Genomic DNA, 15085 nt, shown 5'->3' on the forward strand with positions numbered 1-15085 from the left:
AATAGTAGGTGGGAAAATGGAGTTTTACGATTTGGGTATTACCATTAAAGAGCTTAGAATTAAAAAAAATATATCACAATCCGAATTATGTCATGGAATATGTTCGCAAAGTCAAATTAGCAAAATAGAAAAAGGTGTGATTTATCCATCTAGTATATTGTTATATCAATTATCAGAAAGACTTGGTATTGACCCAAATAATATATTTGCATTAACTCAAAACAAAAAATTAAAATATGTAGAAAATGTAAAATGCGTAATAAAAGATTGCTTAAAGCAAAAACAATACAAAGAACTTTATGAAATAGTGAAAAAAGAGAAAAACGAAAATAACTTCCAATCAACAGAAGATAAACAATTTTTAATATGGCATGAAGCGATTGCTATATTTATGGTGGATAAATCAATAAAAACTGCTTTAGATTTTTTAAATAATGCATTAAAATTAACTGTAACTAATTCTGATTTTTTATCAGAAAGAGAAATAGATATTATGCAGACAATTGCTATATTCCATGGGGAAAATAAAGAATATGAAAAAAGTATTAATATATTAAGAAGGTGTTTAACTAATTTTAATGAGTTAGATTTTCCTAGAGATAAAGAAATTAAATTGAAAATTATTTTTAATTTAGCAAAAATTTTAGGTCATGCAAATCAACATGAAGAGGCAGTAAAATACAATGATATGGGTATCAAACTAGCTATTAATCTAAATACTTTATATTTACTAGGTGAATTATACTATGGAAAAGCTTGGAATTTATTGAAACTTAAACAACCTAATGAAGAAGATGTTGCAAATAACATGAAAAAAGCATTATTTATATTTGAACTAACAGAAAAAGAAAATCTGATAAAAATGGTTAAAGAAAAATATTTTGAAAACCAAACTGAAAAAAGTCACTCATAATTCATTTGGAAATCACTTGAAATATAATAAAACCTACAGGGGAAATCTCTGTAGGTTTTATACTTATAAACTTGCTTCTAAAATATTAGTGCTTAATATAAATTTTTGAATAAGAGTTTACTTAGCGCTTTAGCGTACTTTTTTATTTTGAAGCCTGCATCTTTATTAAAGATGTAGGCTTCTTTTTAAATCCATCCGAATATTATTGGTTCAAGTCGGAGGAAGGTACTTTGGGGTGTCTTTTCTTTAGATCTTTATCATTAACTATTTAATGTTTTTTAAATGATTACATGACATATTTTTTTTGTACCAAGCTTTGTTGATACAGTTAGATTTATCCGTTAGTGTATTCGTATTATTAGAACATCCTACAGTATTTAGGGAGAATGTGGCTAATAAAAACCATAATATTAATTTCTTCAAAAAACCACTTCTAACTCTTTTTTAATTAACATTTTTTAGATCCTTACTAATTTTACATTACATTAAAGGTTGGGAAATATTCTTATACTCATAAATTGTTACGTTTTGGCGGGGAGAGGAATTATGAGTTACAGCGATTTTTAAGATGACTTTGGCCCAGGATGTGGTTATTAAGAAAAGTAATTCAAATTGAAGGGGAAACGTCTTAAGGTATATTTTTCTTATTTTCAATAAGGTCTGCTAAATACATGTATAAAACAAATTCTACAATAAGGCCTAGTTTAATCATGCGCTCACTTGTAAAGTATTCGTATGGTTAGACTCTGTTCACTTAGTGATTTTCACCGCATACACCATTTTTCTATGGTTTGTTCTCGGAATATTGTCTCTACAAAACAAAAAACTCCTCTAATTAAGAGGAGTTTTCTTTTTAGCGGTAGTTAATGAACTGTACGTCGATTGGTAAATCAGCGCTACGAACAGCTGCGATTACTGCTTGTAAGTCATCACGGCTTTTTGCTGTAACACGTACTTGATCATCTTGTACTTGTGTTTTTACTTTTAATTTCATTTCTTTAATGATGTTGTTAATTTTTTTCGCGTTATCTTTATCGATACCTTGTTGAAGTGTTGCGCGTTGGCGAACAGTGTTGCCAGTTGCAGCTTCAACTTTTCCGTAATCTAAGTTCTTAATTGGAACGTTACGTTTTACAAGTTTAGAGATAAGAACGTCTTTTACTTGCTCTAATTTAAACTCGTCATCAGAAGTTAAAACAAGTACTTCTTTTTCTAATTTAATATCACTTTTACTTCCTTTAAAGTCATATCGGTTTTGGATTTCTTTTAATGCGATATTAATTGCGTTTGTTACTTCAGGTAATTCTACTTTCGAAACGATGTCAAAAGAACTATCTTTTGCCATAGTTAGCACCTCCAAATAAATTTCTAATCTTTTTATGTACTGTACATACTAAAGTATAGCTGAAAACGAGTCTAGACTTAAGTGTTTTCGTATTTATATTCATGTAACCTCATTTTATTATAGTGAATTTTGGGCAGTTGGACAAATATAGGAAAAATCATGTTATAATTAACTTTTGTTTGGAATGATAAAAAAGATAATTTTATATATATAGAAGGGAATTAAAAAATATGTATTTGCAAATAGGATCGATTGAACAGGTAACTGTTTTACGCGAAACGGAAATCGGATATATGGTTGGGAATGAAGAAGAAGAAATTTTCCTACATAAAAACGAAGTGGCTGGAGAAATTGAAGAAGGCGATACGATTGATGTATTCTTATACCTTGATCACCAAAATCGTATTTCAGCAACAATGAAGGAACCAATTATTACAACTTATGATTGGAACTGGGTAAAGGTTGTAGAAGTTATTCCTAGTTTAGGTGTGTTTGTTGATATTGGTGTGTCAAAAGATATACTAATTCCAGCTGATGAGTTCCCGATTTATATGCCGGTATGGCCAGAAGTAGGCGACGAATTATATTGTACGTTAAAATTAACGAATCGTGATCGTTTAATCGCTCTTCCAGCGAGAGACAGTGATATGCAAGAAATTATCGTAGATGCAACGCCATCTATGCGTAATAAAAACGTAAACGGACGTGTATATCGTTCACTTCAAGTTGGTTCATTCATACTAACGGATGAGCATTTCCGTGCTTTCCTACACCATACAGAAAGAAAAGAACAAGTCCGCATCGGTCAGCGTGTAACGGGCCGTATTATTGACGTAAAAGATGACGGTACAATTAACATTTCACTTCTTCCTCGTAAAGAAGAAGGAATGGAAGATGATGCTGCAGTAATTTATGCATATATGGAAGAACGAGGCGGAGCAATGCCGTTTTGGGATAAGAGCCATCCAGAAGATATTAAAGAACGCTTTAACATGAGTAAAGCTGCATTTAAGCGCGCACTTGGTAAATTGATGAAAGAAGAAAAGGTTTACCAAGAAGAAGGTTGGACTTACTTTAAGAAATAAGATAGAAGATTAAAAAGCACAACCTTATGTAAAAAGATAAGGTTGTGCTTTTTTTTAATTTCCTTGCGGAGAAACAAGAGTAAACGTATCTTTCAAATCACTATCATTTATTTTAATATTTGCCTTTTTTAATTCCTCTTGTAACAATTTTTTGCTGAATACAGGATCAGCAGTACGTTCTTCCTCTAAGTTTTTGCGAATAGAGTCTTTCACTTCATCATAAGGCTTTAAAGCTTTTTTATCAGTTAATTTAATCACGTGATAACCGTTTGATGATTTTACGGGATTGCTAATTTGTCCAACATTTAGTTTGTAGGCAGCGGTTTCGAATTCAGGAGCCATTGTACCTGAATTGAAGTATCCAAGGTCTCCACCTTTATCTTTTGATAGCAGATCTTGTGATTCTTGTTTTGCTAATTCTTCAAATGAAGCACCAGCATCTAGTTTACTCTTTATTTCTTTCGCTTCATTTTCGTCACTTACTAAAATGTGACTCGCTTTAATTTCTGGCTTATAGTGGTCTTTTATGTCTTTTTCTGTAATGCTTTTCTTAATCGCTTCATTCATAGCAAGTTTGAACTTAATTTGATTTTTGAAATCCTCTTCATCTTTTAAACCATAATTTTCTAATACTTTTTTGAATTGATCTCCATATTGTTTTTTTACTTTTTCTACTTCTTTATTTACCTCTTCATCAGGTACTTTATATTTTTTTGTGATGACGTCTTGTGCCATCATTTCGTATAGCATGTCTTTTCCGTAACGATCTTTCAATTGTTTTTCGAAGTTATCCTTTGTAATGGTGGAGTCTGTTGCTGTAGCGACTGTAGCTGAGCCATTCTTTTGTCCGCAAGCAGATAGCATCAATATACTTATTAGTGCAGTAATAATGAAAATATGTTTCCCTCTCATGCCAACACCTCATCCGAATATGTTATCGCTATTGTAGAATATAGAAGTGAACATGAAGTGAATTTTTAATGTTTTTTCCTTTAAAATGTAAAAAAGTACATCAACATAATTGTTGATGTACGATGGAATCAAAGGTGATCGGTCTTTTTAGAGTATGCACGTTTACCTTGCTGAATATTTTTTTGCTCTTGCTCATTTTTTTGTGTGCGTTTTGCATTATTATCACGTGCTTTTTTGTCGTTATCACTCGTATGTGGCATATGTATCAACTCCATTTCTAAACGTTGTACGTTTATCATTTCCTTTTTCGTAAAGACTATGTATAGCGGTGCATTTATGAAGGGTAAAGGTGGATTCGAAATGGATTTGAAGTTGAATTATACTGAACTTATAAAGAAGTTAATCGTTGTAATCATCGCAGGTTTATTAAACGCGATTGGGATGAATTTATTTTTAACGCCAGCAAAAGTGTATGCGAGCGGCTTTGCTGGATTGTCTCAATTATTATCACAAATATTAGGTGATTTTTTATCGATTCACATATCTACGGGAGTATTGTTTAGCTTATTTAATATTCCTGTCGTTATTTTAGCGTGGAAAAAGGTTGGAAAGGCCTTCACCTTTTTTAGTTTTCTTTGTGTTATATTTATGACTCTGTTTCTAGAAATCATCCCTGTTAGAGCGGTTTCGAATGATATCATATTAAATGCGATTTTTGGCGGGATTATTTCGGCAATTGGAGTAGGGATTGCTTTAAAGTGGGGTGCTTCTACAGGTGGATTAGATATTATCGCCATGATTTTATCAAAAATAAAAGATAAGCCTGTCGGTACATACTTTTTCTTTTTTAATGCAATTATCATTATCGCTGCTGGCTATGTATATGGATGGGAAAAAGCGTTATATACGCTAGTGACTTTATATGTATCAACGAGAATTATTGATGCAATTCATACTCGTCATGTAAAGATTACAGCATTAATTGTTACGAAGAATGGGGCAGATGTAAGAAAGGCGATTCACTCGCGATTAGTAAGAGGGATTACAACGATACCAGCAACAGGTGCTTATACGAATGAAAATAAAGAAATGTTAATGATGGTTATTACTCGTTATGAGTTATACGAATTAGAGAGGATTATTAAACAAGTGGACCCAGGTGCATTTACAAATATACTGCAAACAGTTGGGGTGTTCGGATTGTTTCGGAAAGATTAAAGAGGACCAAAGTTGGTCCTCTTTTTTAATGTAAATTCGTAATGTTTTGCAATTGCTCTTGCATTTCACGGAGCTGAACTTTTTCAGCAGTTGAAGAGTTTGCGTAAGCGGATTGCAAAGCATTTTTTGCTCTATACACGAGATCTTGTTGCTCAGTACCGCTTGAACAAGATACGGCATTTTCAACAGCATCTCTAGCTTGTTGGAATAGTAAGTTCCCCATTTAAACCCCTCCAAAAGAAGAGTTACTTCTTGCTTTTTCTGCCTCAGCTAATGTACCTCTGTACGGGAATCTTGCATCATGCTTCATAACAGCATCGGCTCCTTGTTGGATAAAACGTTTTGATTTGTTCTTTTTACCCATTCGAAAAACCCCCTTTATTTAGCTGAAAACAATCGACGCGATGTCTCATGCGTCTACTTATAGTATGGACATTTGGCAGGAAACTATAAGTAGGGAATTTTTAGATTACAACCCAAGAACCTCTTCTAAATATAAAGCAATACCATCTTCTTCGTTCGTTAACGTCGTATGGTTTGCGAGTGATTTTAATTCAGGGATGGCATTTCCCATTGCGATGCCGTGACCAGCAAATTCAATCATTTCAAAATCATTATCTTCATCACCGAAAGCGATAATGCGCTCTTGTGGAATGTTGTAATGACTAGAAATTTTTTGTAATCCAACTGCTTTATTTAATCCGCTTTTCACAATTTCAATAATCGGCCAAGGTGCGCCCCATTTTCTATGGTCGATTACTTCCGCATGCATATCGGTTAAATGTTGACGAATTGCAGTAGAATGCTCGTCATGTGCGTCAATTAATAAGCAAGTTGGATGATCGTTTAAAATATTTAATAAGTCTCCCGTAAAAATCTTAGGAGAGCCGAATTCGAAAATATGTTTTTTATCTTCATCAATTTCACGAACATACACATCGTCCATTACTTCCGCGTATATATTTTTTACGCCAAAATCAAAGCAAGCTCGGACAATTTCTTGCGCTGTTGCTAGCTCAAGAGGAGAGTGATGTGTTCCCCAGTTTGAATCAAGAGGATGATGTACGTAAGCGCCGTTAAAGTTTACGATAGGTGTGTTAAGATCAAGTTCTTTATAGTAATCATAACTAGCACGGAATGGACGTCCTGTTGAAATAACAACAATATGTCCCTGTTCCTTTGCTTTTGCAATTGTATGTTTCGTTCGAGTGGAAATTATTTTGTTGTCTGTTAATAAAGTGCCGTCTAAGTCTAATGCGATTAAATGTTGTTTGTTCATAATTTCACCTCTTATAATAATTTTTTTGTATCTATCTGTATTTCCGTTTTTAATATGCAGAAATAAGAGGTTAGACTCGGTGAAATCACCATAGATGGAAATTTCACTATATATCCATCTTACGTCTCAAAGTGCTGTGGTGTCTACTATTTATCGTTGGAAATTAAGAAAAGTCAACATCTTTTTAGAAAGTTCAAACAATGTTTCTTTCATTATGTACAAATTGTGAAAAGGGTTACATTGCTCGTGTGATGAGGCATATAATGAACATGTAATCTTCTCGTATATGTTTGACTCTCCTTTGAAACTAGCCTAGAGTAGGTTGGTTTCTTTTTTTCTACAGGTAGGAAAGAAATCCCTGCTTACGCTTGTGTCATTCATATATATGTACAAGAATGAGATGTAGTACTGTTTCCTAAACATGACAGAAAAGCTTTCTTTTAAAATGGATATACTAATGAGGCAAGACGTCATGGAAGGAGAATGAAGATGGGACAAAATCGCAGGTTTCGTTCTGGACAAAAAGCGCCGAATGATGGCATTTACGTAGAAATTGGTGAAACGGGAAGTATGGTGAAAGATCCGCAAATGGTGAAATTAACTGCCGGTGAAAAGTTTCCGGATAACACGAATCATAACCGCCAGTGGACATATAAAAGAAAACCGTAACAGAAGCCGCAATCATTATTGCGGCTTTTTTGTCGTTACACATTGTAATTTCATTTACCGTATTTTTTAGCAGTATAATGAATGCTCTCTTTTTCTTTTTCAAATAATAAGTTTGAAAATACATAGGCAAAATTATTGTATAAAAAAGTCAGTTGGCGTATAATCAAATCAAAGGTCAAAGAAAGTCAAACTTTTGGAGGGCTGTAAAGATGGACTTAAATCAAATGACAACAAAAACACAAGAGGCGATTATGAGTGCCCAATCTTTAGCGGTATCTCATCATCACCAAGAGGTGGATACTGTTCATCTATTACTTGCATTATTAGAAGAGCAAGATGGATTAGCAGTACGTATATTTCAAAAAATGAATGTTGATATAGAAGCATTAAAGCAAGGTGCTGAAAGTTTAATTAAAAAGAAACCTTCTGTAACAGGGAGCGGTGCAGAAGTTGGAAAATTGTATGTAACGAGCGCTCTGCAACAACTTCTTGTAAGAGCAGGGAAAGAAGCAGAAAAACTGCAGGATGATTACATTTCAGTAGAACATGTATTGCTTGCTTTTTCTGAAGAAAAAGGCGATATAAATCAATTATTTACAAGATTGCATATTACGAAAGATAACTTATTACAGTCTTTAATGACAGTTCGGGGGAATCAAAGAGTGACGAGTCAAAATCCAGAAGCAACTTATGAAGCGTTAGAAAAATATGGCCGTGATTTAGTGGCGGAAGTGAGAGCAGGGAAAATCGATCCTGTAATCGGCCGTGATAGTGAAATACGACGTGTAATTCGTATTCTTTCACGTAAAACGAAAAACAATCCTGTTTTAATTGGGGAGCCAGGTGTTGGTAAAACAGCAATCGTTGAAGGGCTAGCACAGCGTATCGTGAAAAAGGATGTACCTGAAGGATTGAAAGATAGAACGATTTTTGCGTTAGATATGAGTGCGCTCGTAGCAGGTGCGAAATTCCGTGGTGAGTTCGAAGAGCGTCTGCAAGCTGTATTAAATGAAATTAAAAAGAGTGAAGGACGCATTTTATTATTCATTGATGAACTTCATACAATAGTTGGAGCTGGTAAAACAGAGGGAGCCATGGATGCAGGAAATATGTTAAAACCGATGCTTGCGCGCGGTGAACTGCATTGTATCGGGGCGACGACGCTCGATGAATATCGCAAATATATTGAGAAAGATCCAGCGCTAGAAAGACGTTTCCAACAAGTATTAGCAGAAGAACCAACTGTTGAAGATACAATTTCCATTTTACGTGGATTAAAAGAACGCTTTGAAATTTATCACGGTGTAAATATTCATGACCGTGCGATTGTAGCAGCGTCAGTTTTATCAGATCGATATATTTCAGATCGCTTCTTACCTGATAAAGCAATTGACCTTGTTGATGAAGCGTGTGCAACAATTCGTACAGAAATTGATTCTATGCCAACAGAATTAGATGAAGTAACGCGCCGCATTATGCAGCTGGAAATTGAAGAAGCAGCTCTTGGGAAAGAAACGGATCGTGGTAGCCAAGAGCGTCTAAAAACATTGCAACGTGAATTATCGGATTTAAAAGAAGTTGCAAGTGGCATGAGAGCGAAATGGGAGAAAGAAAAAGAAGACATTCACAAAGTTCGTGACTTACGTGAACATTTAGAACGTTTGCGTCGTGAATTAGAAGAAGCAGAAGGCAATTACGATTTAAATAAAGCAGCCGAACTTCGTCACGGGAAAATTCCCGCAATTGAAAAAGAGTTAAAAGAAGCGGAAGAAATGGGCGCGCATAATAAACAAGAAAATCGTTTATTACGTGAGGAAGTAAGTGAAGAAGAAATTGCAGATATTGTTTCACGCTGGACTGGTATTCCTGTTGCGAAACTCGTGGAAGGTGAACGCGAGAAATTATTACGCTTAGAGCAAATCTTATCAGAGCGTGTCATCGGACAAGAGGAAGCAGTAAGCTTAGTGTCAGACGCAGTTCTTCGTGCTCGCGCTGGTATTAAAGATCCGAACCGCCCGATTGGTTCTTTCATCTTCTTAGGACCAACAGGTGTTGGTAAAACAGAACTTGCAAAAACGTTAGCCCAGTCTTTATTCGATAGTGAAGAGCAAATGATTCGCATTGACATGTCTGAGTATATGGAAAAACACGCCGTGTCTCGCTTAATTGGTGCACCTCCTGGATATGTAGGATATGAAGAAGGCGGTCAATTAACAGAAGCGGTAAGACGTAAACCATATTCCGTTGTTTTATTAGATGAAATTGAAAAAGCACATCCAGAAGTATTCAACATTTTATTACAAATGTTAGATGATGGACGCATTACAGATTCGCAAGGTCGTACAGTGGACTTTAAAAATACAGTTATTATTATGACTTCAAATATTGGATCTGCTCATTTACTAGATGGATTAGAAGAAGATGGTTCCATTAAAGAGGAATCAAGAGACCTTGTAATGGGGCAATTAAGAGGACATTTCCGCCCTGAATTTTTAAACCGTGTGGATGAAATTATTTTATTCAAACCTCTTACAACGAATGAAATTAAAGGCATTGTTGATAAAATTGTAAAAGAACTACAAGGTCGTCTAGCTGACCGTCACATTACAGTAGAATTAACAGATGCAGCAAAAGAATTTGTTGTGGAAGCCGGTTTCGACCCAATGTACGGAGCTCGTCCATTAAAACGGTACGTACAGCGTCAAGTGGAAACGAAATTAGCACGAGAATTAATTGCAGGAACAATTACTGATAATAGTCACGTAGTTGTTGATGTAGAAAATAACGAGTTAGTCGTTCATGTGAAATAAAAATAAAAAAGAGTTCGGATAAAATCCGGACTCTTTTTTTAGTGTTGTTCTACTGGCTCGTTTGGAATTGCAGCTGAAATTGCTAGTACTAACACAGCAAGAACAACTGAGAAAATAGACGCTTGGTTAAAGTCGTATGTACCGCCAGTCATAGAGCCGATTACATAGCTCATCATATGTACAAGTAAGAACGACCAAATTAATGCCCAAATGAAACGCATATTTTACACCTCTATTCGTTCAATCTGTCCTTATTGTAACACAATTGAAAAAAGAATATAGAAAAATATTTGTAGATTTTTCAACGCAAATTTGCATTCCGTTCATACATTATAAAAGAGTGGTTTTATATGTTTAGAAAATAAGGCGGGGGAAAAATGAGTATTACGGAACGTTTTTTTTACTTAGAAAAAGAACCATGTGTCATTTATTTACCGGAGAAGCCAAATGGATTTTCTGTTATGCTCCTCGGTGATTATAACTACTTTATTGAGAATGGTACAAGTTTATGGACACAGCATGCGGGTAGATCTTATTTTTTACATGGCCTTATTGAGCAAGGCTACACAGTCTTTTCTTCTAATTTATACGGAAGACATTGGGGAAACGACCAATCTGTTCGTCTAGCGAAACGTTTATATGACGTTGTGTTGAGAAAAGAGACATTGAATGCGAAAATGCATATTATGGCAGACGGTATGGGAGCACTTGTAGCACTCGAAATGATGAACAAATACCCTGAGTGTATACGCTCTGTCATTATGTTAAATCCGTGTTTAGATTTACCAGAATATGTGGAGTTTGAGAAAGAGCATAAGTTTTTTTACAAGAGACTCGTGAAGGAATTAAGTTTGGCGTATGATGCCAAAGAAGAAGAATTAGAATCAAAAATAAATAAGAAATCATTTACGCTTCTTCCATCTTGTGTACCTGTTAAAATTTTCGTATCAACACAAGAAAAAAGAGGAAGAAAACAGCAGTTGCGTAGATATGAGAAAATGAGGCAACTAAATCAATGTGATACTTCTGTCTTGTTCCATCTGCAAGATGTGAAATATAAAATGGTTAGGCAAACGACCGATTTCTTTAAAAAATATGAAGAAGAATTATGAAGCTCCCATATACATAAATGAGGAGCTATTTGTTTCAGAGGGAAAGGGTTGGTGGTATGGAACGCGTGCTAATTGTAGGTGCACTTACGTTTGTAGGTTATCACCTTGTAAATAAAATGATTGCAGAAGAAGTGGAAGTATATGGTCTTGATTTTGATGAATTCGATAGTATGACGAAAATTAATGAAGAGAAGTTATTATTAATTGGGCGAAATGCATTATTTACGTATTATTCGATAAGAGATGAAGATGGATGGAGATCGGTTGAGGAAGAGAGATTCGATACTGTTTACTTTTGCTTATATGAGCCAAATCAGCAAAGTGGATTTCGGAATGAAAGAGTCATATTACAATATTTAAAGCGAATTATAAGAATGTGTGAAGAACAAAAAGTGAAGTTAAATTTAATTTCTTCTATTGAAGTAGGCAGTACAGATGAATCCGAAAATAAGCGACTATTTTTGAAAGTAGAAGAAGGATTGAAAAAAGGGAATTTACAATATAGTGTATTTCGAGTTCCAACATTATATGGACCGTGGCAACCGTCCTTTATGATGTTTCATCAGCTTATTTTATCAGAATTAGGTGAAAAAGAGTGCCGTTGTACGATTGAGGAAAAGGGGAATGATTTACTTTACGTTGAAGATGTATGTGAATACTTATGGGAAAATGGAACGAACGGGGCGCATCTTGGTATATACAATTTACTTAGTGGTAAACAGTCATTATGGGAAAAAGGTATGAATCTTTTACGCGCGGATGATAAAGTAAATAAAAATAATAACGAAGTAAGAGATGAGGCTATCAAGGTAATTTCAATAAAAAGAAATACTCCGTTAGAATACGGTTTAAATAAGCAACTGGCACACATGAAAAAATATAAAGAGTTATACGAAGGGTAGTACGCGTGTTACACTATTGTATGTGAAAGTTTTAATGGAGAGGAAGAGCATAATATGAACGAAAAAAGCATGCAGTTTTTACAAATCGCAATGAAGCATTTACCGGAAGCAAAGGCAATTTTAGATGATAATGGAATTGCACTTGATATGGAGAAGGCACAGCCGGTGTTAGAGTTGTTAATGAAAGTTATGAACGAGGCCTATGAGCTCGGGAAAGCAGATAAAGAATAAAAAGAATAAAAAGCATCTTTTTAAGATGGAAGAGAGGCCCGAACCGTGGATAGAAGCGGTCAGGGCCTTTTTTATTCTCGCCTGGGGGAAAACCAGAGATATGAAGAGGATAAAGGAAAAGTAGTGAGGAGAACTCTCTAGTTTAGAAGGAAAGCAGATAAAGAATAAAAAAGCATCTTTTTAGATGAAAGAGAGGATCGAACTGTAAATAGAAGCGGTTTGAGTCTTTTTATATTTGAGAGGTATGTTTCTGTTTCTTTTAATGAAAAATAACGTGAATAATGCGTTAGCTTTCTGTTTTATGCGAAATATATTCTAGACAAAAATACATTTATGTTTTAAAATTAGTACCAAGTCATAATAATTGATATAAAACGGAGGGCTGCGATGTGAACGTGGGCATTTTAGGGATCGGAAGATATGTGCCAGAAAAAGTAGTCACAAATCACGATTTAGAGAAAATAATGGAAACATCCGATGAATGGATTCGTACGAGAACGGGAATTGCAGAAAGACGCATTGCCGATGATACAATAGATACTTCATATATGGCCGTAGAGGCTTCTAAAAAAGCACTTGAAGATGCAGGAATTAGCGGAGAGGATATCGATCTTATTTTAGTAGCAACAGTAACACCAGATCGTGCTTTTCCAGCAGTTGCTTGTGTAATTCAAGAAGCAATAGGAGCGAAACATGCAGCCGCAATGGATTTAAGTGCAGCATGTGCTGGTTTTATGTACGGAATGATTACAGCGCAGCAATTTATTCAAACAGGAACGTATAAAAATGTATTAGTAGTTGGTAGTGATAAACTATCTAAAATTGTAGACTGGAACGATCGAAATACAGCAGTACTATTTGGAGACGGAGCCGGTGCTGTCGTAATGGGAGCTGTTTCAGAAGGTAAAGGCGTTCTATCTTTTGAATTAGGAGCAGACGGAAGTGGCGGCAAGCACCTTTATCAAGACGAGTATGTTATGATGAATGGCAGAGAAGTGTTTAAATTTGCCGTTCGTCAACTTGGTGATTCTTGTCTTCGCGTTTTAGATAAAGCTGGTCTTACGAAAGAAGATGTGGATTTCTTAGTACCGCATCAAGCAAACATTCGTATTATGGAATCTGCAAGAGAGAGGTTAAATTTACCACAAGAAAAAATGAGTATGACGATTGAGAAGTTCGGTAATACATCAGCTTCTTCAATTCCGATTGCAATGGTAGAGGAATTGCAAAACGGACGTATTCAAGACGGTGATTTAATTATACTTGTTGGTTTTGGCGGCGGATTAACATGGGGAGCAGTCGCTCTTCGTTGGGGTAAATAAGGACTGAGAGAAAAAAAGGAGTGTATTTTGTATGGAAAAAAAGAGGGTCGTAATTACAGGACTAGGAGCTGTTACACCGGTCGGAACAGATGTTGAAACAGCGTGGGAAAACATTAAAAAGGGTGTATCTGGAATCGGGCGACTTACAAGAATTGATCCAGAACTATTTCCAGCAAAAGTAGCAGCGGAAATTAACGACTTTGAAGTCGAGAAATATATTGATAAAAAAGAAGCGCGCCGTATGGATCGCTTTACACAATATGCAGTAGCAGCAGCGAAAATGGCAGTTGCAGATGCAAAGCTTGAAATTACAGAAGAAAACGGACCTCGAATTGGTGTATGGATTGGATCTGGTATTGGCGGTATGGAAACATACGAAGAACAATTTAAGATTTTTACTGAGAAAGGCCCACGCCGCGTGAGCCCATTCTTCGTGCCGATGATGATTCCAGATATGGCAGCAGGTCAAGTATCAATCGCAACAGGAGCAAAAGGAATTAACACTTGTTCTGTAACGGCTTGTGCATCTGGTGCAAACTCAATTGGTGATGCATTTAAAGCAATTCAGCGTGGTGATGCTGATGCAATGATTACAGGCGGAGCAGAAGCACCGCTAACAAGTATGGCATTCGCAGGATTTAGCTCAGCGAAAGCATTAACATTTAATGAAGACCCAGCAACGGCTTGCCGTCCATTTGATAAAAACCGTAGCGGTTTCGTAATGGGTGAAGGTTCAGGTATTCTAATTCTTGAAGAATTAGAGCACGCATTAGCACGCGGTGCTCACATTTACGCGGAAATTGCTGGTTATGGTGCAACTGGAGATGCGTTCCATATTACAATGCCTGCTCCTGGTGGGGAAGGCGGAGTGCGTGCAATGCGTCAAGCTTTAGCTGATGCAGGCCTACAGCCAGAAGATATTGATTACATTAATGCGCACGGTACAAGTACTGATGCGAATGAAAAATATGAAACGATGGCAATTAAAGAAACTTTCGGCGAGCACGCGTATAAAGTAGCGATTAGCTCAACGAAATCAATGACAGGTCACTTATTAGGAGCAGCTGGTGCTGTTGAAGCGATTTTCTCTATTAAATCAATTACAGACGGAGTAATTCCTCCAACAATTAACTATGAGACACCAGATCCAGAATGTGACTTAGATTACGTACCAAATCAAGCGAGACACCAAGAAGTAAATGCAGTATTAAGTAACTCATTAGGATTCGGTGGTCATAACGCAGTGTTAGTATTTAAATCGTATAAATAATCGATGAAATAAGGAGT

General features: G+C 35.7%; 17 protein-coding genes. 10 read left to right on the top strand and 7 right to left on the bottom strand.

The genetic code is table 11. The features are described 5' to 3' along the window. The first annotated feature begins 16 nt into the window (after positions 1-16). A complete protein-coding gene (locus GD442_RS05720) occupies positions 17-913 on the top strand; it encodes a helix-turn-helix domain-containing protein (protein WP_086407899.1) in 897 nt (298 codons plus the stop codon). A gap of 853 nt (positions 914-1766) precedes the next feature. On the opposite strand, the gene GD442_RS05725 is transcribed toward GD442_RS05720, so the two are convergent. Continuing rightward, positions 1767-2258, bottom strand: a complete 492-nt coding sequence (locus GD442_RS05725; RefSeq protein ID WP_001040149.1) for a YajQ family cyclic di-GMP-binding protein — start codon at positions 2256-2258, stop codon at positions 1767-1769. Positions 2259-2488: 230 nt separating this feature from the next. Between GD442_RS05725 and GD442_RS05730 the strand changes: the two genes are divergently transcribed. Next, complete coding sequence (locus GD442_RS05730) at positions 2489-3343, top strand: CvfB family protein (protein ID WP_000281260.1); 855 nt, start codon at positions 2489-2491, stop codon at positions 3341-3343. Between the two features lie 54 nt (positions 3344-3397). On the opposite strand, the gene prsA is transcribed toward GD442_RS05730, so the two are convergent. Together prsA and GD442_RS05740 are read right to left on the bottom strand one after the other, a co-directional pair. Then, entirely contained in the window at positions 3398-4255 is an 858-nt protein-coding gene (prsA, locus tag GD442_RS05735; RefSeq protein ID WP_001214211.1) for a peptidylprolyl isomerase PrsA, read from the bottom strand. A 128-nt stretch (positions 4256-4383) separates the two neighbouring features. Continuing rightward, positions 4384-4515 (bottom strand): DUF3941 domain-containing protein, encoded by a 132-nt coding sequence (locus tag GD442_RS05740; protein ID WP_001120851.1) that lies wholly within the window; start codon positions 4513-4515, stop codon positions 4384-4386. A 100-nt stretch (positions 4516-4615) separates the two neighbouring features. Here GD442_RS05740 and GD442_RS05745 point away from each other — a divergent pair, with 100 nt between their 5' ends. After that, positions 4616-5473, top strand: coding sequence for a YitT family protein (locus GD442_RS05745; protein ID WP_000364431.1), 858 nt, complete (start codon positions 4616-4618; stop codon positions 5471-5473). A 25-nt stretch (positions 5474-5498) separates the two neighbouring features. On the opposite strand, the gene GD442_RS05750 is transcribed toward GD442_RS05745, so the two are convergent. The 3 genes from GD442_RS05750 to GD442_RS05760 form a co-directional block, all read right to left on the bottom strand. Beyond that, positions 5499-5696: a DUF3813 domain-containing protein gene (locus tag GD442_RS05750; protein WP_000527407.1), complete on the bottom strand. Its 198-nt coding sequence runs from the start codon at positions 5694-5696 to the stop codon at positions 5499-5501. Further along, positions 5697-5837, bottom strand: coding sequence for a hypothetical protein (locus tag GD442_RS05755; RefSeq protein ID WP_000516816.1), 141 nt, complete (start codon positions 5835-5837; stop codon positions 5697-5699). Positions 5838-5942: 105 nt separating this feature from the next. Further along, positions 5943-6752 carry a Cof-type HAD-IIB family hydrolase gene (locus GD442_RS05760; RefSeq protein WP_001041232.1) on the bottom strand — a complete coding sequence of 270 codons (810 nt, stop codon included), beginning with the start codon at positions 6750-6752 and terminating at the stop codon, positions 5943-5945. A gap of 489 nt (positions 6753-7241) precedes the next feature. Between GD442_RS05760 and GD442_RS05765 the strand changes: the two genes are divergently transcribed. Both GD442_RS05765 and clpB read left to right on the top strand, forming a co-directional pair. Further along, positions 7242-7421, top strand: coding sequence for a YjzC family protein (locus GD442_RS05765; protein WP_000531421.1), 180 nt, complete (start codon positions 7242-7244; stop codon positions 7419-7421). A gap of 209 nt (positions 7422-7630) precedes the next feature. Continuing rightward, a complete protein-coding gene (gene clpB / locus GD442_RS05770) occupies positions 7631-10231 on the top strand; it encodes an ATP-dependent chaperone ClpB (RefSeq protein ID WP_000365401.1) in 2601 nt (866 codons plus the stop codon). A gap of 38 nt (positions 10232-10269) precedes the next feature. On the opposite strand, the gene GD442_RS05775 is transcribed toward clpB, so the two are convergent. Further along, positions 10270-10452 carry a YjzD family protein gene (locus GD442_RS05775; RefSeq protein ID WP_001211116.1) on the bottom strand — a complete coding sequence of 61 codons (183 nt, stop codon included), beginning with the start codon at positions 10450-10452 and terminating at the stop codon, positions 10270-10272. 156 nt (positions 10453-10608) lie between these two features. Here GD442_RS05775 and GD442_RS05780 point away from each other — a divergent pair, with 156 nt between their 5' ends. The 5 genes from GD442_RS05780 to fabF all read left to right on the top strand — a co-directional run bounded on the left by GD442_RS05780 (position 10609) and on the right by fabF (position 15068). After that, positions 10609-11343, top strand: a complete 735-nt coding sequence (locus tag GD442_RS05780; protein WP_000028712.1) for a lipase family protein — start codon at positions 10609-10611, stop codon at positions 11341-11343. 29 nt (positions 11344-11372) lie between these two features. Further along, complete coding sequence (locus GD442_RS05785; protein WP_002204825.1) at positions 11373-12245, top strand: NAD-dependent epimerase/dehydratase family protein; 873 nt, start codon at positions 11373-11375, stop codon at positions 12243-12245. Between the two features lie 54 nt (positions 12246-12299). After that, complete coding sequence (locus GD442_RS05790; protein ID WP_001986215.1) at positions 12300-12476, top strand: ComZ family protein; 177 nt, start codon at positions 12300-12302, stop codon at positions 12474-12476. Between the two features lie 389 nt (positions 12477-12865). Continuing rightward, entirely contained in the window at positions 12866-13798 is a 933-nt protein-coding gene (gene fabH / locus GD442_RS05795; protein WP_001100547.1) for a beta-ketoacyl-ACP synthase III, read from the top strand. Positions 13799-13829: 31 nt separating this feature from the next. Next, positions 13830-15068 (top strand): beta-ketoacyl-ACP synthase II, encoded by a 1239-nt coding sequence (gene fabF, locus GD442_RS05800; protein WP_000412656.1) that lies wholly within the window; start codon positions 13830-13832, stop codon positions 15066-15068. The last annotated feature ends 17 nt before the right edge of the window (positions 15069-15085 follow it).

This window comes from Bacillus sp. A260 (assembly GCF_009861435.1).
Classification (GTDB): domain Bacteria; phylum Bacillota; class Bacilli; order Bacillales; family Bacillaceae_G; genus Bacillus_A; species Bacillus_A cereus.

Bases quoted from the DNA above. Each gene is read 5' to 3' on its own strand.
- GD442_RS05750 (WP_000527407.1), bottom strand. From the start codon at position 5,696: ATGGGGAACTTACTATTCCAACAAGCTAGAGATGCTGTTGAAAATGCC.
- GD442_RS05730 (WP_000281260.1), top strand. From the start codon at position 2,489: ATGTATTTGCAAATAGGATCGATTGAACAGGTAACTGTTTTACGCGAA.
- GD442_RS05790 (WP_001986215.1), top strand. From the start codon at position 12,300: ATGAACGAAAAAAGCATGCAGTTTTTACAAATCGCAATGAAGCATTTA.
- GD442_RS05740 (WP_001120851.1), bottom strand. From the start codon at position 4,515: ATGCCACATACGAGTGATAACGACAAAAAAGCACGTGATAATAATGCA.
- GD442_RS05760 (WP_001041232.1), bottom strand. From the start codon at position 6,752: ATGAACAAACAACATTTAATCGCATTAGACTTAGACGGCACTTTATTA.
- clpB (WP_000365401.1), top strand. From the start codon at position 7,631: ATGGACTTAAATCAAATGACAACAAAAACACAAGAGGCGATTATGAGT.
- GD442_RS05755 (WP_000516816.1), bottom strand. From the start codon at position 5,837: ATGGGTAAAAAGAACAAATCAAAACGTTTTATCCAACAAGGAGCCGAT.
- GD442_RS05765 (WP_000531421.1), top strand. From the start codon at position 7,242: ATGGGACAAAATCGCAGGTTTCGTTCTGGACAAAAAGCGCCGAATGAT.
- GD442_RS05745 (WP_000364431.1), top strand. From the start codon at position 4,616: ATGGATTTGAAGTTGAATTATACTGAACTTATAAAGAAGTTAATCGTT.
- GD442_RS05775 (WP_001211116.1), bottom strand. From the start codon at position 10,452: ATGCGTTTCATTTGGGCATTAATTTGGTCGTTCTTACTTGTACATATG.
- GD442_RS05725 (WP_001040149.1), bottom strand. From the start codon at position 2,258: ATGGCAAAAGATAGTTCTTTTGACATCGTTTCGAAAGTAGAATTACCT.
- fabF (WP_000412656.1), top strand. From the start codon at position 13,830: ATGGAAAAAAAGAGGGTCGTAATTACAGGACTAGGAGCTGTTACACCG.
- GD442_RS05720 (WP_086407899.1), top strand. From the start codon at position 17: ATGGAGTTTTACGATTTGGGTATTACCATTAAAGAGCTTAGAATTAAA.
- GD442_RS05780 (WP_000028712.1), top strand. From the start codon at position 10,609: ATGAGTATTACGGAACGTTTTTTTTACTTAGAAAAAGAACCATGTGTC.
- prsA (WP_001214211.1), bottom strand. From the start codon at position 4,255: ATGAGAGGGAAACATATTTTCATTATTACTGCACTAATAAGTATATTG.